Below are 17,688 nucleotides of genomic sequence, written 5' to 3' on the forward strand. Positions count from 1 at the left end.
GAAAGGTCAGGTCGGGTCTGGGCGATAGCTAGCGCGTCCCGGGCGGGAATGACCAGATATGAGTTCAATCCGGCCGCCCGATCGGCTAGCACTCTCCCACTCGAAGGGCGTGGAGACAAAGTGGGCCGGTTCGACCGATACTTCCTGAGCCAGCTTCTGACGCTGTTCGGTTTCTTCAGTCTCGTGCTGATCCTGCTCTACTGGGTCAACCGGGCCGTCGGCCTGTTCGATCAGCTGATCGGCGACGGGCAGTCGGCGCTCGTGTTCCTCGAGTTCAGCGCGCTGGCGCTGCCCGGCATCATCCGCATCGTCGTTCCGCTCGCCGCCTTCGTGGCCGCGCTTTACGTGACCAACCGGCTGATCTCCGAGAGCGAGATCGTCGTGCTGCAGGCGACGGGCTGTTCGCCGCGACGGCTGGCGCGGCCGGTCTGGCTGTTCGGGCTGATCGTCGGGTTGATCACCGCGGCCCTCGTCCACGCGCTCGCCCCTGCCGCCGCGCGGGTGCTGGACGACCGGGAAGAGGAGATCGCCAACAACGTCACGGCGCAGTTCCTGACGCCCGGCGAATTCCTGACGCCGGCCACCGGGGTCACCGTCTACGTGCGCAACATCACGGAGGAAGGCGTGCTGGAGGACATGTTCCTCGCGGACACGCGCGACGACGACAGCCACGTGATCTACACCGCATCGAACGCCTACCTCGTGCGCTCCGACAGGGGGCCGCAGCTGGTGATGGTGACCGGCATGGCGCAGACGCTGCGGGTTGCGGACCTGCGGCTCTACACCACGCGGTTCCAGGATTTCACCTACGACATCGGGCGGCTGATGGTGACCGAGACCGGCGGGCGGATCCCCTCGCGACAGGTGTCGACGCACGACCTCTGGCAGGCCTCTGCCGATCTGCAGGAGCGGACGAACCGCAGCGTCGTGTCGCTGCGGGCCGAAGTGCACGACCGCATCAACAAGACCATCGTCGGGGTCGCGGCGGCGCTGCTCGGCTTCGCGCCGCTGATGCTGGGCCGGTTCAGCCGGTTCGGCGCCTGGAAGCAGATCGTGGGCGCGGTGCTGCTGGTGGTCGTCGTGAACTCGCTGGAAAGCTGGGGCTCGACCATCGCCGACACGGCGCCCGAGCGGTGGCCGCTGATCTACGTCTCCGGCCTGACCGGGCTGGCGATCCCGATCCTGCTGCTGTTCGTCGCCGCGCCGCCGCGGTTCAGGTCGGACCGACGGGCGCAGGGGTTGCCAGCATGATCCTGCATCGTTACTTCGCCAAGCGCTACCTTGTCAGTTTCGCGCTCGTCTCTGCCATGTTCTTCGGGCTGCTCGGGGTGATGGACCTGTTCGAACAGGCCCGCGACGTGTCCGAGCAGGAGGGCGTCACCGGCGGCGACATCATCGCGCTGACGCTGCTGAACGCGCCGGCGAACTTCTACGAGTTCCTGCCGCTCTTCGTCATCCTGTCGAGCGTAAACCTCTTCGTCGGCCTGGGACGATCATCCGAGATGGTGGTCACCCGCGCGTCGGGCCGCTCGGCGATCCGCGCGCTTGCCGCGCCGGTGGCGGTCGTGACGATCATCGGGCTGATCGCGATCACCGTACTGAACCCGCTCGTCGCGGCCACCACGCGCGAAACGGAAGACCGCGTGACCCGGATCGAGGATCGGGGCGCGAGCGTGCTGTCGGTCGATGCAGGCGGTCTGTGGCTGCGGCAGGGGGGCCCGGAGGGGCAGTCGGTGATCCGTGCCGGGCGGGCCAATCTCGACGGGACCGAGCTGTCGGGCGTCTCCTTCATCCTGTTCAGCCCCGAAGGTCTGCCGCTGCGTCGGGTCGATGCCCGCCGCGCCAAGCTTGCCGATGGGCGCTGGACGCTGACGGATGCGAAGGAATGGCCGCTCGGTGATGCGTCCGTGCCTGAGGCCGAGGCGACCGAGCACGATACGTTCTACATCGCTTCGAACCTTACGGCGGCGCAGATCCGCGACAGTTTCGGCGCGCCGTCCTCGATTCCCATCTGGGAGCTGCCGCGCTTCATCGACCGGCTGGAGGCCGCGGGCTTCTCCGCCGTGCGCCACCAGGTCTGGCTGCAGTCGGAGCTGGCCAAACCGCTGTTCCTGATCGCGATGATGCTGATCGGCGCAGCGTTCACCCTGCGGCATCAGCGCGGGCGGCGGATCGGGCTCATGGTGCTTCTGTCGATCTGCCTGAGCTTCGGGCTCTATTTCATTCGGAATTTCGCGATCGTGCTTGGCGAGAACGGGCAGATCCCCGTCGCGCTGGCTGCCTGGGCACCGCCACTTGCGGGCGTGGCGCTCTCCCTCGCGATGCTGCTACATCAGGAAGATGGCTGAGATGCGCGCCTCACGGCTTCTCCCCCTCGTTCTGGCCCTGCTCTGCGCGGCGTTGCAGGCGACGGCACAGGGCACCGCGACGATGGTCGCCGACAATATCGTAGTGACCGAGAACCGGCGCCTCGTCGCGACCGGCAACGTGGAGGCGTTCTACGACGGCACGCGCCTGTCGGCGCAGGCCATCACTTACGACGAGCCCTCGGACAGCCTGACCATCACCGGCCCGATCTTCATCTTGGCCGAGAACGGCAACATCCTGACCGCCGAGCAGGGCAGCCTCGATCCGAAGCTCGAAAACGGTATCCTCCGCAGCGCGCGACTTGTGCTGCAGGAGCAGCTGCAACTCGCCGCAAACCAGATCGACCGGGTCGAAGGGCGCTACACGCAGCTCTACGGTGTCGCCGCGACCGCCTGCCGGATCTGCGGCAACGGCCCGCCGCTTTGGGAGATCCGCGCACGCCGGGTGATCCACGACCAGGACGAGAACCAGCTCTACTTCGAGAACGCGCAGTTCCGGCTGGCGGGGATCCCGATCCTCTATCTGCCACGGATGCGCCTGCCCGACCCGGAGCTGGAGCGGTCCGCCGGCCTGCTGATCCCCGAGTTGCGCACGACCGACCGGCTCGGCACCGGGGTCAAGCTGCCCTATTTCATCCCGCTCGGGCCGAGCGCCGACGTCACGCTCGCGCCTTACATTTCGGCCAACACGACCACGCTCGAGGCGCGCTATCGGCAGGCGTTCCTGACGGGCGACCTGACGTTCGAGGGTGCCTTCACGGAGGACGACCTGACGGCGGAGCCGCTGCGCTCCTACGGCTTCCTCGATGCGGATTTCGCATTGCCGGGGCGGTGGATGCTGGACGCGCAGATGCGCTTCACCTCGGACGACACCTACCTGCTGGATTACGATTATTCCGACGCCGACCGGCTCGATTCCTTCGTCACCGCCACCCGCATCACCGAAGATCAGCGGCTGAGCTTCGGCGTGACCGTGACGGAGAGCCTGCGCCCGGAGGACGTGAACCGCTTCCGGCCCACAGTGCTGCCGGATGCCTATTACGAACAGGTGCTGCGCTTCCCGGGCCTGCCCGGCCGTGTGACCGTCCGGGCCGATTCCGACGGAGCGTTCCGGCGGTCCTCGCTCAACATCAAGGGTCGCGACGTGACGCGGATCGGAACCGGGATCGAATGGCGTGTGGACCGCATCCTCGGCCCCGGCGTGGTCAGCAACGCGATGCTCGGCGTCGATGTCGACCGCTACGGGATCGACCAGGACGACACGTTCGACACGCCCGCGACCCGCAGCACACCCTACGCCATGGCGGAGCTGCGCTGGCCCCTGTCGCGCACTGCGCCCGGCGGCACGGTTCACGTGATCGAACCCGTCGTCGCCCTCACCTGGTCAGAGACGGACGGCCCCCCGGTGCCGAACGAGGACAGCCGCGTCGTGGAGTTCGACGAGACCAACCTGTTCTTCCTGTCGCGCTTTCCCGGCGAGGACGCGCGCGAGGACGGGCTGCGCGCCGCCGCCGCGCTCGGCTGGACGGCGCTGACGCCGGGCGGGTGGAGCAGCAACTTCACCGCAGGCCGGCTCTTCCGGATGGAGAGCGACCCGCGCTTCCAGGCGGGCACCGGCCTCGACGGAGAGAATTCCGACTGGGTGACGGTCCTCGGCATCGAAGCGCCGAGCGGGCTGTCCTTCGACGCGCGCGCGCTGTTCGACGACGACTTCACCTTCTCGCGCACCGAAGCGCGCCTGATGTGGGAGAACAACCGCACCGACCTCGCCGCCACCTTCGTCCAGCTGTCCGAGAACGCGGCAGAGGCCCGCGAAGACGAAGTGTCGGAATTCACCTTCGACGGTGCCTTCCAGCTGACCCGCGCGTGGGAAGTCTTGGCCGAAGGGCGCTATGACGTCGTGGCGGAAAAACCGAAGTACGCGGGCATCGGCGCGGAATACAGTAACGAGTGTATCACTGTCGGGCTTTCGGTCTCGCGCCGCTTCACCTCTTCCACTACGCTTGAGCCCGAGACGGATTACGGGATAACGGTGGCCCTCAACGGGTTCTCGGCGGGGCGTTCCGACGCGCCCGTGACGCGAAGCTGCAGGAACTGACAGGACCGGACGACAATGACTTTTCGCACTCTCGCCGCTGCGGCACTGGCCTTCTGCCTGACGATGTCGGGCGCGGCAGCGCAATCGCCCTATTCCGCGGCGATCACCGTGAACGACGACGCGATCAGCTTTTACGAGATCGATCAGCGCGTTCGCCTGCTTGAGCTGTTCAACACGCCGGGCGACCTGCCCGAGCTCGCCCGCGAGCAGCTGATCGACGATCGCCTCAAGCTACAGGAGCTGCGCCGCGTCGGCCTGAGCCTCTCTGACGAGGCGCTGCAGGCGGCGCTCAACGATTTCGCCGGACGCGCCGATCTGCCCTACGACCAGTTCATCGGCCAGATCAACGGCGCCGGCGTCGCCGAGGAGACCCTGCGCGACTTCGTCCTCGTCGGGGTGAGCTGGCGCGACTACATCCGCAGCCGGTATTCAAGCCGCACCAACATCACCGACCGCGACGTGACCCTGGAACTCGACCGGGCCGCCGGCACCGGAAGCGAGCTCGAAGTGCTGCTGAGCGAGATCATCATTCCCGCGCCGCCGCCCCGCGCGGCCGAGGCCGCCGCGATCGCCAACCAGATCGCCCAGACCCGCTCCACCGCGACGTTCGAGGCCGCCGCCCGCGAATATTCCGCCCTGCCCTCGCGCGAGAACGGCGGGCGCCTGGAATGGCTGCCGCTCGACAATTATCCCGGCCCGATCCAGGGGCTCATCATGTCGCTCCAGCCAGGCGAGGTCACCAACCCGATCCCGATCCCGAACGGTATCGCGCTGTTCCAGCTTCGCGCGGTGCGCGAGGCGCGGACCTCCCAGCCGGTCCCGTCCGAGCTGGATTACGCGGTGCTCTACATTCCCGGCGGTCGCTCGGACGCCGCCTTGTCGCAGGTCGCCCGCATCGATGCGCGCGCCGACAGCTGCGATGACCTCTATGACGAGCGTGGGCTTCAGCTCGCCCGCGAACAGCAGCCCGTGGGTCAGGTCCCCGGCGATATCGCGCTGGAACTGGCGAAGCTAGACCGGGGCGAGGCATCGTGGGGTCTGACCAGCGGTGACGGGCAGTCCCTGCTTTACGTGATGCTTTGCGACCGGATCTACGCCGACGCCCCCTCCCGTGACGCCGTGGCCGATGCGCTGCGCTCTCAGCGGCTGTCGCGCTTTGCCGACCAGACGGTCGCACAGCTCCGCGCCAACGCGGTCATCCGCCCGCCGCAATGACCGTCGCGCTCACCTGCGGTGAACCGGCCGGCGTCGGACCGGACCTGGCCCCCGTGGCCTGGGCCGCATTGAAGGACGAGGTGTCGCTGCTCTGGATCGGCGATCCGTCCCACCTGCCCGAGGGCACGGCCTGGGAAGCGGCAACCCCCGAGACGGCGGCAGACGTTATGCCCCGCGCCCTGCCCGTCCTTGCCCGCGATTTCGGCGCGCCGCGCACGCCGGGCCTCCCCGACCCGACACACGCCCCTCACGTGGTCGACGCGATCGCCGAGGCGGTGGCGCTCGTCACGTCCGGGGCCTGCGACGCGCTCTGCACCGCGCCGATCCACAAGCAGGCGCTGATCGACGGTGCGAACTTCGCCTACCCCGGCCATACGGAGTTCCTCGGCGCACTCGCCGGGTCCGACCGGGCGGTGATGATGCTGGCCTGCGACGCGCTGAAGGTGGTGCCCGCGACGATCCACATCCCGCTCGCGGCAGTGCCGGAGGCGCTGACGGCCACGTTGCTGACCGACACGCTGCTGATCACCCATGCCGCGCTCAGGCGCGATTTCGGCATCGACCGTCCCCGCATCGCCGTTGCCGGGCTGAACCCCCATGCGGGCGAAGGCGGTAAGATGGGCCGGGAGGAGATCGAGCTGATCGCCCCGGTGCTCGACGCGCTCCGGGCCGAGGGGATGGACCTGCTGGGCCCGATGTCGGCGGACACGATGTTCCATGCGGCGGCCCGCGCCCGCTACGATGCGGCGGTCTGCGCCTACCACGACCAGGCCCTGATCCCGATCAAGACCATCGACTTCTCCGGCGGCGTGAACGTGACGCTCGGCCTACCTTTCGTGCGGACCTCGCCGGACCACGGCACCGCCTTCGACATCGCCGGGAGCGGACGTGCCGACGCGACCTCGACCATCGCCGCGCTGCGGATGGCCGGCGCGATGGCCGCACGGCGGAAAGGCTGATGGCCGGCATCGACGACCTGCCTCCGCTGCGCGACGTGATCGCCGCGCACGGTCTGTCGGCGCGCAAGTCGCTTGGCCAGAACTTCCTGCTCGACCTGAACCTGACCGCCAAGATCGCGCGGCAGGCCGGCGACCTGACGCAATCGGATGTGCTGGAGATCGGCCCCGGCCCCGGCGGCCTGACCCGCGGCCTGCTGGCGTCGGGCGCCAGAAAGGTCGTCGCGGTCGAGAAGGACAGCCGCTGCATCCCCGCGCTCCAGCAGATCGCGGAGGCCTATCCGCAGCGGCTGACGGTGCTCGAAGGAGACGCGCTGGAGCTCGACACGGCCGCGCACCTTCAGCCGCCCTACCGGATCGCCGCCAACCTGCCCTACAATGTCGGGACCGAGCTGCTGGTCCGCTGGCTGACGCCGAAGGACTGGCCGCCGCCTTGGTCCAGCCTGACGCTGATGTTCCAGAAGGAGGTGGCGCAACGGATCGTCGCGACGCCGGGCAGCAAGGCTTACGGCCGCCTCGCGATCCTCTCACAGTGGCGCACTGACGCCCGCATCGTGATGGACCTGCCACCCGGCGCCTTCACGCCGCCGCCCAAGGTCTCCTCCGCCGTGGTCCACATCACCGCTCTGCCGGCGCCACGATACCCGGCCGACCCGGCGGTCCTGTCGCGCGTCGTCGCGGCCGCCTTCAACCAGCGGCGCAAGATGCTGCGTGCCTCGCTCAGAGGTCTCGCCCCGGACATCGAGGACCGGCTCATCGCCGCCGGCATCAAGCCGACCGACCGGGCGGAGCAGATCGACCTCGAACGCTTCTGCGCCCTCGCCCGCAGCTTCGCCTGACCGGCTCGCTCATCTGGCGATAAATACCTCCGGGGGTGAATTGGCCGCAGGCCAAGAGGGGGCAGCGCCCCCTCCACGCCTCTCGGAAGGTCACCCTCAGAAGTGGATCGCGCGCCCGTAAGCGTCGAGCACGCTCTCGTGCATCATCTCGCTCAGCGTCGGGTGCGGGAAGACCGTCTCCATCAGGTCCTCTTCCGTGGTCTCGAGCTGGCGGCCCACGACGTAGCCCTGGATCAGCTCGGTCACCTCGGCCCCGACCATGTGCGCGCCGAGCAGTTCGCCCGTCTTGCTGTCGAAGATGGTCTTCACCATGCCGTCCGGTTCGCCCAGGGCGACCGCCTTGCCGTTGCCGATGAAGGGGAACTTGCCGACCTTGACGTCGAAGCCCTTCTCCTTGGCCTGCGCCTCGGTGAAGCCGACGCTGGCGACCTGCGGGTGACAATAGGTGCAGCCGGCGATGCTTTCGGGGCGGACCGGGTGGACCTTGTTCTTGCCGGCGACCAGTTCGGCCACCATGACGCCCTCGTGCGACGCCTTGTGCGCCAGCCACGGTGCGCCGGCGAGGTCGCCGATGGCGTAGACGCCGTCAACGCCGGTGCGGCAATATTCATCGACGATCACGTGGGTGCGGTCGACCTTGATGCCCTGCTCCTCGAGGCCGAGCCCCTCGACATTGCCGACGATGCCGACAGCGGAGATCACGGTGTCGAACTCCTGCTGTTCGACCTTGCCGCCGACCTCGATATGGGCGGTGACCTTGCCCTTGGCGCGGTCGAGCTTCTTGACCATGGCTTTTTCCATGATCTTCATGCCCTGCTTGGTGAACTGCTTCTTGGCGAAGGCGGAGATCTCGGCGTCTTCGACCGGAAGGATGCGATCCATGACCTCGACCACCGTCGTTTCGGCGCCGAGCGTGTTGTAGAAGGACGCGAACTCGATTCCGATCGCACCGGACCCGATGACCAGCAGCTTCTTGGGCATCCGCGGCGGGGTCATCGCGGTCTTGTAGGTCCAGACGAGATCGCCGTCGGCCTCCAGCCCCGGCAGTTCACGCGCACGCGCGCCGGTGGCGAGCACGATGGCCTTGGAGGTGACCTCCTCCTCGCCCTTGTCGATCTTCACGATGACCTTGCCCTTCCCGGCAAGACGGGCCTCGCCCATCATGGTCGTGACCTTGTTCTTCTTCAGCAGGTGCTTCACCCCGCCTTCCATCTGCTTGGCCACGCCGCGCGAGCGCTGGACCACCGACGGCAGGTCGTAGCCGACGCCATCGGCCTTCAGGCCGAATTCCTTGGCGCGGTGCATCAGGTGGAAAACCTCGGACGAGCGCAGCAGCGCCTTCGTCGGGATGCAGCCCCAGTTGAGGCAGATACCGCCGAGGTGCTCGCGCTCCACGCAGAGCACATTGAGGCCAAGCTGCGCGCCCCGGATTGCGGCGACGTAGCCGCCCGGACCGGCGCCGATTACGATCATGTCATAGCTCTGGGCCATCTGTGCCTCCTCGGACCTTGATTAGTTTGAAGTTAAACCACTTCGCCAGCCGCGGCCAGTGATGAGGAGGTAATGGCGGACCCCCGCCATGTGCAACGCCTGTCAGGCGGCACCGGTGCCGCCGGGCGCGGCAGTCTCGTCCGACTCGTCGCCTACCGGACGGTCGGCTTCCGGGCGCTCGCGACTCGCCTCGGCACCCGGAGGCGCGGCGCTTTCCACCCGGTTGCGGCCGGCTTCCTTGGCGGCGTAGAGCGCCTGGTCGGCGCGCTTGATGAGAAGCTGCGCCTCTGTCGCGCTGTCGGGGTAGGTCGCGACTCCGATCGAGATGGTGACGTTCGGCAGGGTTTCACTGCCGTACGTCAGCGGCATCGCCGAGACCGCCTTGCGCACCCGCTCCGCCACCGCGCGCGCGGCATCGGCATCATGGCCGGGCAGCAGTACCGCGAATTCCTCCCCCCCGAGTCGGCAGCAGACTTCGCGTGCGTCGAACAGATCGGCCAGACAATCGGCGAGCTTGCGGAGCACCATGTCGCCGGCGTCGTGGCCATGGCTATCGTTGAACGTCTTGAACCCGTCGGCGTCGAAGGACATCAGGCTGAGCGCCGTGCCCTGCCGGTCCGCGAGCGTCATCTCCCGCCGAAGGCAGCTCATGAAGTGGCGGCGATTGTAGAGCCCGGTGAGCGGATCGCGGATGGACTGATCGTGCAGCTCGTCCCGCAGACGGACGTTGGCGACCGCCATCGAGATATGTTCGGCGCAGCGGATCGTGAAAGTCTCCGCATCGCGGAGCCGCTCGCCGCAATAGTCCGATGATTCGAAGCGCACGTGCAGCAGTCCGACCGTGTCGCCGTGGGCAACGATCGGAATGCATAGGTATTCGCCGGGAAAATCCTCCTCAGGCGGATGGTCGACGTGACCGCAGACGAAGCTGATCCCGGCCGGATCGTGGATGTAATGCCGCCCCCGCCTTAGCGCCCAGCAGGAATCCGGCGCGATATGGCGGTTCAGCTGATCGCCCGACCAGCTGCCCACCCCGTCGAGCACGTCGCGGGTGGAGGAGAAGATGTAGAGCTCCCCGTAGGTTCCGGTCATCACGCGCGACATGAACTTCGTGACGATCATGTAGAGCTCCTGCAGCGTCTTGCAGGATTGCAGCCACTCGTCGAGCTCGGACAGGTGGGACATCTCTGCCGCGCGCGCCTGCTGCGCGGCGAGCGCGGTGCGCGTCGTCGCCTCGGCAGCATCGGCGGTGGCCATCGCGCTCGCCACTTCGCGCTCTGCCCGGCGGGCGTCGGTGACGTCGGTGAAGGTGATGACGTAGCTGCCACTCTCCGCCGGCCGGCCACTGGCGAGCACGACCCGACCGCCGGGCAGCGTGAGGTCGAAAGAGACGGCGACATTCTCCGCCTCGCCTCGGGCGGCGGCCTTTGCGGCCTCTTCCGACAGGAGGCCACGCTGTGCGGCCATCCGGCGAAACTCCCCCCGGGAGGTACCAATACCGAGCTCGCCGTCCCCGAGGTCGAGCACTTCATGGACGCGGGCGTTGAACAGCTCGCACAGGCCATCGGCGGACCAGACCACGATGCCCTGTTCCATGATGTCCATGATCTCGGTGGCCAGCTTGAACTGGTCGCGGCTTTCCGGCCGATCCATCGGCTGCAACGCCCAGTCCTCGCGCCACGTCTCGGCGGTGCGATCAATGCTCAACGCAAAGCGGGCCTCCAACCCGGGCGATGGTCTGGAGTCCCGCCTACCAGCGCGAGATTGACAGGCTGTTAAGAGCTGGCCTTCATCTCCTCCACGAGGACGCGGTAGCCGCCGTCTTCCATGAAGGATTTCTCCGCCGGGCTCGACGTGCGCGACAGTGCGTTGTTGCGGTAGGGGAAGCGCCCGTAGCGGCGGATGATCTCGCGGTGCGCCTTGGCGTGCAGCAGGTTGTCCTTCGACTCCGGCAGCTTCGCCTGGAACAGGCGCACGGCGCGGTCCTGGTCGACCTGGTTCTCGGAATGCATCAGCGGCAGGTAGAAGAACTGGCGCGGCTCGCCGTCGATCTTCATGTCCCAGTCCCGGCCGATCGCGACCTTGGCCGCCGCGCGCGCGTTCGGGTCCAGCTGGAAGGCGCGCGGGTCCTCGCGGAACATGTTGCGCGGGAACTGGTCGGTCAGGATGATGTAGGCGAGCGTGCCCGACGGATAGGTCAGCCAGAGCCCGTAAGCGCCATCGACCGCCTCGTCCCAGGCAGTGCGGAAACGATCGCGCACCTTCTGGTCCAGTTCCTCGCCGCCGGCATACCAGCCTTTCGGCCCGACCTCGTCCAGCCAGAACGCAAGGACCTCTTGCGGTGTGACGCTGTTCATCTGCTCTCGCCTCGCCCGTCAGTTTCCTGAATCGTGCGACAGTCCGCCGGGCAGATCAAGGCGTCAGGAGGCCTGAGGCTCCGAGGTTGTGCTTTCGGCCAGCTCGGCCTCCGCCTCGATGTACAAATCCTGTGCCATATCGACAGCGACCGGGCTGGCCGAGGCCATGACTGGCGCGTAAGGCACCGTGTCGCCGGAATGGGTCGAGGGGCGCTTGCGCATCCGGTAGAGGCCATAGACCCCGAGACCGAGCATCAGCACTGCGACGAAGGCCCAGTAGCCCTGGTTGCCGAACACATCCATGACGTAGCCGACGGTGATCGGGCCCGCGATGGCGCCGACGCCGTTGATGAAGACGAACCCGGCAGATGCCGCGGCCATGTCCTCGGGCTCGAGGAAGTCGTTGGCATAGGCGATCAGCAACGAATAGAGCGGGTTCGACGTCCCCCCCATGATGGCCGCGCAGGCGATCAGCACGCCGAACGAGCCGCCGAGCACCACGCCGAGCAGCGCGCCCACCCCGCCGAGCAGCGACACGGCGATGATGACGAGTCGCCGGTCGAACCGGTCCGACAGCCAGCCGATCGGGTACATGGACACGAGCGCGGCGATGTAGATCGCCGAGACGAAGATCGAGATCTGCGCAAGGCTCAGCCCGACACGCGTGCCGTAGACCGCCGCCATGCCGAACTGCGCCGCGTAGACGCCGCCGAGGAGGATCATGCCGACGGAGACCAGCGGCGAAGCCTGAACCAGCTCCTTCAGGCGCATCGGTTTCGTCGAATCAAATGCCGGCGTGGGCGAGATCGACAGCAGGATCGGCGCGAAGGCGAGGCTCACGAGGACGGAGGGGATGATGAAGAGCACGAAGCCCCCCGCGTCGCCGAGCAGCAGCAGATACTGGGCCAGAACGATGCCGCCCATCTGCACGATCATGTAGAGCGACAGCGCCTGTCCACGTGTCTCGTTCGTGGTCGAATTGTTCAGCCAGCTTTCCGCCGTGACGTAGACGCCCGAGAAACAGAAGCCGATAACGATCCGCCCGACCGTCCAGGACCAAGGCGAGACGAGCGTCGGATAGAGGATCAGAACCGCCGAAATGGCGGAGCCGAGCGCGGCGAAGACCCGCACGTGGCCGACTCGGCGGATCATCTCGGGGGCGAGCTGCGAACCGCCAAGGAAACCGACGAAGTAGCCGGACATGACGACGGACATCTGAAGCGTCGAGAACCCCTCCAGATCGCCGCGCACACCAAGAAGCGTGCCCTGCAGGCCGTTGCCGACCATGAGCATGAAAAGACCGAGCAACAGCGGCCATGCGCTTCCGAGCACTTGAAACATGCGGAGATACTCCCTCGCCTTCGGTCCGTGTTCGGCCACAGGGGCCATAGGATGACCGTCCGGATACGACACACAACGTCGCGCGAGCCACTATCAGGGGATCATGTCCGCCGACAATGGGTCACGGCAACAGAAGCGATGCGTCGCCATACGAGAAGAACCTGTAGTTTTCATGAATGGCGTGGGCGTAGATCGCGCGGATGTGTTCGACGCCCATCAGGGCGGAGACGAGCATCATCAGCGTGCTCTTGGGCAAGTGGAAATTGGTCATCAGCCCATCGGCCACGTTGAAGCGGAAGCCCGGAGTGATGAAGATGTCCGTCTCGCCCTGCCACGGCAGGATCGCGCCGGAGGTCGCCGCGCTCTCGATCAGGCGCAAGGCGGTGGTGCCGACGGGGATCACCAGTCCGCCCTCGGCTTTCGTGGCGGCGATCTCGCCCGCCGCCCGATCCGTCACCTCGCCCCATTCGGCGTGCATCTTGTGGTCGCGGATATCGTCGACCTTCACCGGTAGGAAGGTCCCCGCCCCGACATGCAGCGTCACGTGGGTGAAATTGACGCCGCGCGCCTCGAGCGCCTTCATCACGGCGTCGTCGAAGTGGAGCGAGGCGGTCGGCGCGGCGACGGCGCCGGGGTGCTCCGCCCAGATTGTCTGGTAGTCCGCCTTGTCGGCATCGTCCGCCGGGCGCTTGGCCGCGATATAGGGCGGCAGCGGCATGGAGCCCGCCTGCGCGAGCGCGGCGTCGAAATCCTCGCCCTCGAGGTTGAAGGAGATCAGCGCCTGCTCGTCCTCGCGCCCCTCCAACGTGGCGGACAGTTCGGGCGAGAAGGTGACGACCTCGCCCTCCTTCCACTTCCTGAGCGGCTTCACCAACGCGGTCCAGAGACCGCCGGGACGCGGTTCCAGCAGCGTGACCTCGATCCGCGCTTCCGCCTCTCCGCGCCGGCGCAGGCCGGACAGCCGCGCGGGGATCACCTTGGTGTCGTTCAGCACCAGCCGGTCGCCGGGACGCAGGATGTCGGGCAGGTCGTAGACGTGCCGGTCCGCGATCCCGTCCCCCTCGGCCAGCAGCAGCCGGGCAGAGGAGCGGGGCCGCGCGGGACGCACGGCAATCAGCTCTTCGGGCAGTTCGAAATCGAAGTCGGACAGTTTCAACGGGTCACCTGTGGCGGCGGGCGCCGGAAAATCTCGCGGAACATGCCGGGGGTCAGGACGGACAGCGGATTCACCCCGACGTTCGGCTGCCCCACCGGGCCGCGGATCGTGAAGTTGAACCCGATCAGCCCCTCGCCGGGCCGGGTCAGCACCGACCCGATCCCGTTCAGCAAATAGACCGGAGACACGACGCCCTGGAAGTCCATGATCGTGCTGGCGAGCGTATAGGTCCCGTCGAGCGAAAGGCCAAGGGACGGCCCGACCGCGCTCGACTGGGTGACGATGATCTGCTCCGGCGTCATGCGGAACTGCGCATCGACATCCGTGAAGGACAGGCCCTGCCCGTCGAGCTGCTGGAGCAGGCCGACGACGCTGATCGCATCCAGAAGCTCCGCGATGGCCGGGGCGTCGCGGATGCGCAAGTCGTCGACGGTGAGCGACCCGTCGTAGGTCCCCTCGCCGCCGGTCGGTCGCAGGATCAGCTGCATCGCCCCACCAAGCGCGTTCGGCAGCAACTTGGCGGCCCGCAGGACGCCACCCGCGTCGTTGGACGTCACACGCACCCCGGTCCGGCCATTGACCGGCACGAGGTCGCCGGCGATCGGCGGGCCCTCGTTCACCTGCGCCTCGAACGTGCCGCGCAGGCCGCCCTGCGAGGCGAAGGCGCCCTCGAAACCGGTGAGGACAAGGCTCTCGGTCACCACCAGCCGGTCGAGGCGGACATTCATTGGACCGCCCTCTCCTCCATCGCCGCCGCCCGGCCCGAATGCGGCGCGACGCATGTCGAGCGTGCCGCCGTTGACCTCCACCCCGACCGCCTGCCCGGCGCCCCGGTTGCGCAGGGTAATGGGCGCGTCGAGCCAGTCGCCGACGCTCAGCCGGTCGAAGACCGCCGCCTCGAAGGCACTGTTCGCCCCAAGGTCGATGCGGCCTTCCGCCGTCAGGCCCGACGCCTGCAGGCGCAACCGGCTGACCTTCGGCGACGCGCCGAGCTGGCCCTGCACCTCGAGCGTGCCCGGAGTCCCGGCGGCCTTGGACCAGCCGACCCAGGGCACGGACAGGGTGATCCCGCGCATTTCCGAGCTGAGGATGAAGGACGGCGGAAGCCCGGCGGGCATAACCAGGTCGAACCGCGCGGGACCGCTGCCCTGCACCGTGCCTGGCGGCAGCGCGATGCCGAATTCGTCGAGCGCGGCGGGCGACAGTTCCACCTGGGCTTCGATGCGGGCTGGCGCGCCTTCCTCGAACGCACGGCTGAAACTGCCGGTCAACGGTGTCTGGCCGAGCCGCGCCGGCCCCTCGATTCGCAGGCCCTCCGGCGTGGCGGCGACCTCGAGCTGGGGCGAGGCGAGCACCTTGTCGGGCACCAGGGTGGTCGAGCGCACGTCCGTCAGCTCCGCCCCGAACACGTAGCTGACCTGATCGGGCGACAGCTGGTCGCTCAGCGGCATCAGCAGCCGCCCCTGCGCCCGAGCGCGCCCGTCGGCGAGCGTGACGTCGAGGCCCGCCCCCTGCATCAGCGACAGGGGCGGCTGGTCGAGCACCGACAGCATCGCGGTGATCGTCCCGTCGAGCTTCAGCGAGAATTCCGCAGGGGAGTCCGGCAGGCTCATCGCGGGGATCACGAAGGTCGAGCCGGCCATGTCGACCCGGCCGCCTTCCAGCGCTGCGACGTATCCCTCCGCCAGGGAGACCGAGAAGGAATCCTTGCCGATCTGAACGAAGCCGTAGCCGCCCTCGACCGCCGGCATGCGCGGCAGGTAACGGACCGAGCCGTCCTCGAACTCGAAATCCATCGCGATGACCGGCTCTTCGGTGCCGTGCGTCCGCACGGCAACCGCGGCGTTCACGATATCGCCGTCGAGGATGTTGTTGGCCACCCAACCCCGGACGCCCGGTCGCCAGACCTCGGGCCAGAGCGCCTTGGCATGGGGCACGGTCACCCGGTCGATCCGCGCGTCGACGGCGACGTTCCAGCCGTCCTCGCCCGTCGAAACCTCGCCCCAGGCTCGGATGTTGCTGTCGCCTTCGGTCGCGATGAGTTCGCCCAGGGTCAGGCGGAACGGATCGAGCGCGAGGCGGAAGTCGAGGCTGCCGACGGCGAGTTCGACCGGCACGTCGTAGATGTCGTTCGGGTTCGCCGTGAGCGTCGGCATCCGGAACTGGCCCCAGATCTCGTCGGGGAAACCGTCCTCCATCCCTTTTAGGAACGCCTCGCCGTTTGCTTCGACGGCGATATCCTCGCTCTCCAGGCTCAGCTGGTCGAAGGCGAGCTCCTGCGTTTCTGGATCGTAGGCAAGGTAGGCTTTCACCGCGTCGAACGGCACGGGCCGGGCTTCGGGCGCCGGGCGGATCGCCCCTGCCCCGATCTCCAGCACCGCGTTCAGTGGGCCGAGCGTGCCATCGGCGTCGATCCCGCCACGCAGGCTGGCCGAGATCGGCGCGTCGATCACCGAAAGCCAGCTGAGCGCGGGCGACTGGCTGGCGATGTCGGCGGCGGAGGCCTCGTCGACGGAAATGGACATTTCCGCCTCCCGGCTGCCCCGGGGCGAGGCATAATCGAACGCCACCCGCGAGACGCCACCGCCCGACAACAGCGACAGGTCGGCCGACAAGCCGATCTCGCGCCGGTCGATGTCGAGCACGGCCTGCCCGCCGTCGACCGTCAGGCTCTGCCCCGCACGCCGGTCGTCGAGGTTCACGATGAGACCGTCAAGCTCCACCCGCTCCAGCGCCTCCAGCGGTCCGCGCTCGAAGGTGGCGTCGATGCCGTCCAGCAGACCGGTGAAGGTCGCGCTTTCACGAACCGAGGCGGAACCGTCCCCGAAGGACATCGCCAGGTTACCATCCTCGCTGCGGACCAAAGAGACCTGTGCGCCGCTCACCCGGATTTCCTGCGCCAGAAGCTCCCGGTTCAGGATCAGCCCCCGGGGCGAGATCAGCGCGGAGATCTCGGGCACGCGGGCAACCACCGTACCGCTTCGGTCGGTCAGCTCGGCGTTGGCGAGGTGGATGCGCGGGTGCAGATCCCGCCCGATGCGGATGGAGATACGCTCCATCTCGATGCCGCCGCCGATCGCCTCTTCGGCGCGGGCCTCGACTTCCTCACGCACCCACGAAGGGGCGGTGATGTCGCGGTCGATCAATGAGACGATGAGAATGATCGCCACGGCGACCGGCAGGAACAGCATAAGGCCCAGAAGGCGCAATCCGGCCTTCCGCTTGCGCCCCATCAGTCGGGGCCGCGGATCGTCGATCTCGGCGCTCTGGTCGGCCATTGCTGCTCGGCGGCCCTTTCTTCCGGGGTCCTGCGCCCTACAACGCCACGGAGAGCCTCATCGTGGCAAGAAAGGGATCTCATGACGGGCAATATACCGCAAGAGGGTGACATGGCGCCCGCAGTCGACCTCCCCCGGGACGGGGGCGGCAACCTCACGTTGGAAGAGTTCGCGGGCAAGCCCGTCGTGCTGTTCTTCTACCCCCGCGACGACACCAGCGGCTGCACCAAGGAAGCGGTCGGCTTTACCGAGATGGCCGGCGCCTTCGACGAGGCCGGCGTCGCGGTGATCGGCGTGTCGAAGGACAGCATCACCTCGCACGACAAGTTCCGCGACAAGCACGCGCTCGGCGTGCCGCTTCTGTCGGATGAGAACGGCGATGTCTGCGAGCGCTACGGCGTCTGGAAAGAGAAAAGCATGTACGGCAAGACCTTCATGGGGATCGAGCGGTCGACCTTTCTGATCGACTCCGAGGGCAAGATCGCCAAGGCGTGGCGCAAGGTGAAGGTGCCGGGCCATGTTGAAGCCGTACTAGAGGCTGCGAAGGTCCTTTGAGCGCTCGCCGAACCTCATGCAGCGCGTGAGGTTCGG

13 protein-coding genes are annotated in these 17,688 nt (G+C 67.6%); 7 read left to right on the forward strand and 6 right to left on the reverse strand.

Features of this window, described 5'->3' with window-relative positions:
• The first annotated feature begins 120 nt into the window (after nucleotides 1–120).
• The 6 genes from lptF to rsmA are packed head-to-tail and all read left to right on the forward strand — an operon-like array spanning nucleotide 121 to nucleotide 7,474.
• Nucleotides 121–1,251 carry an LPS export ABC transporter permease LptF gene (gene lptF, locus I8N54_RS11160; RefSeq protein WP_197097415.1) on the forward strand — a complete coding sequence of 377 codons (1,131 nt, stop codon included), beginning with the start codon at nucleotides 121–123 and terminating at the stop codon, nucleotides 1,249–1,251.
• Nucleotides 1,248–2,348: an LPS export ABC transporter permease LptG gene (gene lptG / locus I8N54_RS11165; protein ID WP_140192489.1), complete on the forward strand. Its 1,101-nt coding sequence runs from the start codon at nucleotides 1,248–1,250 to the stop codon at nucleotides 2,346–2,348. Before lptF ends, lptG begins: the two co-directional genes overlap by 4 nt.
• A gap of 1 nt (nucleotide 2,349) precedes the next feature.
• The gene (locus I8N54_RS11170) at nucleotides 2,350–4,464 is read left to right on the forward strand and encodes an LPS-assembly protein LptD (protein WP_198571717.1); all 2,115 of its coding nucleotides are present in this window, start codon (nucleotides 2,350–2,352) and stop codon (nucleotides 4,462–4,464) included.
• 15 nt (nucleotides 4,465–4,479) lie between these two features.
• Nucleotides 4,480–5,679: a peptidylprolyl isomerase gene (locus tag I8N54_RS11175; RefSeq protein ID WP_140192487.1), complete on the forward strand. Its 1,200-nt coding sequence runs from the start codon at nucleotides 4,480–4,482 to the stop codon at nucleotides 5,677–5,679.
• Nucleotides 5,676–6,638: a 4-hydroxythreonine-4-phosphate dehydrogenase PdxA gene (gene pdxA / locus I8N54_RS11180; protein ID WP_140192486.1), complete on the forward strand. Its 963-nt coding sequence runs from the start codon at nucleotides 5,676–5,678 to the stop codon at nucleotides 6,636–6,638. Before I8N54_RS11175 ends, pdxA begins: the two co-directional genes overlap by 4 nt.
• Nucleotides 6,638–7,474 carry a 16S rRNA (adenine(1518)-N(6)/adenine(1519)-N(6))-dimethyltransferase RsmA gene (gene rsmA / locus I8N54_RS11185; RefSeq protein WP_140192485.1) on the forward strand — a complete coding sequence of 279 codons (837 nt, stop codon included), beginning with the start codon at nucleotides 6,638–6,640 and terminating at the stop codon, nucleotides 7,472–7,474. The genes pdxA and rsmA overlap by 1 nt, the downstream gene beginning before the upstream one ends.
• Nucleotides 7,475–7,570: 96 nt before the next feature.
• Here the strand turns inward: rsmA and lpdA are convergent, their stop codons facing one another.
• The 6 genes from lpdA to I8N54_RS11215 all read right to left on the reverse strand — a co-directional run bounded on the left by lpdA (nucleotide 7,571) and on the right by I8N54_RS11215 (nucleotide 17,097).
• A complete protein-coding gene (lpdA, locus tag I8N54_RS11190; protein WP_140192484.1) occupies nucleotides 7,571–8,965 on the reverse strand; it encodes a dihydrolipoyl dehydrogenase in 1,395 nt (464 codons plus the stop codon).
• A 102-nt stretch (nucleotides 8,966–9,067) separates the two neighbouring features.
• The gene (locus tag I8N54_RS11195; protein ID WP_140192483.1) at nucleotides 9,068–10,672 is read right to left on the reverse strand and encodes a sensor domain-containing diguanylate cyclase; all 1,605 of its coding nucleotides are present in this window, start codon (nucleotides 10,670–10,672) and stop codon (nucleotides 9,068–9,070) included.
• 68 nt (nucleotides 10,673–10,740) lie between these two features.
• Nucleotides 10,741–11,322: a DUF924 family protein gene (locus I8N54_RS11200; RefSeq protein WP_140192482.1), complete on the reverse strand. Its 582-nt coding sequence runs from the start codon at nucleotides 11,320–11,322 to the stop codon at nucleotides 10,741–10,743.
• 63 nt (nucleotides 11,323–11,385) lie between these two features.
• The gene (locus tag I8N54_RS11205; protein ID WP_140192481.1) at nucleotides 11,386–12,663 is read right to left on the reverse strand and encodes an MFS transporter; all 1,278 of its coding nucleotides are present in this window, start codon (nucleotides 12,661–12,663) and stop codon (nucleotides 11,386–11,388) included.
• A 121-nt stretch (nucleotides 12,664–12,784) separates the two neighbouring features.
• On the reverse strand, nucleotides 12,785–13,819 hold the full coding sequence (queA, locus tag I8N54_RS11210; RefSeq protein WP_140192480.1) for a tRNA preQ1(34) S-adenosylmethionine ribosyltransferase-isomerase QueA: 1,035 nt from the start codon (nucleotides 13,817–13,819) through the stop codon (nucleotides 12,785–12,787).
• Nucleotides 13,816–17,097, reverse strand: a complete 3,282-nt coding sequence (locus I8N54_RS11215; RefSeq protein ID WP_140192479.1) for a YhdP family protein — start codon at nucleotides 17,095–17,097, stop codon at nucleotides 13,816–13,818. The genes queA and I8N54_RS11215 overlap by 4 nt, the downstream gene beginning before the upstream one ends.
• Before the next feature lie 111 nt (nucleotides 17,098–17,208).
• On the opposite strand from I8N54_RS11215, the gene I8N54_RS11220 reads away from it, so the two are divergent.
• Nucleotides 17,209–17,652: a peroxiredoxin gene (locus tag I8N54_RS11220; protein WP_231592348.1), complete on the forward strand. Its 444-nt coding sequence runs from the start codon at nucleotides 17,209–17,211 to the stop codon at nucleotides 17,650–17,652.
• Nucleotides 17,653–17,688: the final 36 nt, after the last annotated feature.

This window comes from Pelagovum pacificum (assembly GCF_016134045.1).
Lineage (GTDB): Bacteria > Pseudomonadota > Alphaproteobacteria > Rhodobacterales > Rhodobacteraceae > Oceanicola > Oceanicola pacificus_A.

Excerpts from the sequence above, each read along its gene's own strand:
- I8N54_RS11205 (WP_140192481.1), bottom strand. The coding sequence starts at position 12,663 with ATGTTTCAAGTGCTCGGAAGCGCATGGCCGCTGTTGCTCGGTCTTTTC.
- I8N54_RS11215 (WP_140192479.1), bottom strand. The coding sequence starts at position 17,097 with ATGGCCGACCAGAGCGCCGAGATCGACGATCCGCGGCCCCGACTGATG.
- I8N54_RS11200 (WP_140192482.1), bottom strand. The coding sequence starts at position 11,322 with ATGAACAGCGTCACACCGCAAGAGGTCCTTGCGTTCTGGCTGGACGAG.
- pdxA (WP_140192486.1), top strand. The coding sequence starts at position 5,676 with ATGACCGTCGCGCTCACCTGCGGTGAACCGGCCGGCGTCGGACCGGAC.
- I8N54_RS11175 (WP_140192487.1), top strand. The coding sequence starts at position 4,480 with ATGACTTTTCGCACTCTCGCCGCTGCGGCACTGGCCTTCTGCCTGACG.
- lptG (WP_140192489.1), top strand. The coding sequence starts at position 1,248 with ATGATCCTGCATCGTTACTTCGCCAAGCGCTACCTTGTCAGTTTCGCG.
- I8N54_RS11170 (WP_198571717.1), top strand. The coding sequence starts at position 2,350 with ATGCGCGCCTCACGGCTTCTCCCCCTCGTTCTGGCCCTGCTCTGCGCG.
- lpdA (WP_140192484.1), bottom strand. The coding sequence starts at position 8,965 with ATGGCCCAGAGCTATGACATGATCGTAATCGGCGCCGGTCCGGGCGGC.
- rsmA (WP_140192485.1), top strand. The coding sequence starts at position 6,638 with ATGGCCGGCATCGACGACCTGCCTCCGCTGCGCGACGTGATCGCCGCG.
- I8N54_RS11220 (WP_231592348.1), top strand. The coding sequence starts at position 17,209 with ATGGCGCCCGCAGTCGACCTCCCCCGGGACGGGGGCGGCAACCTCACG.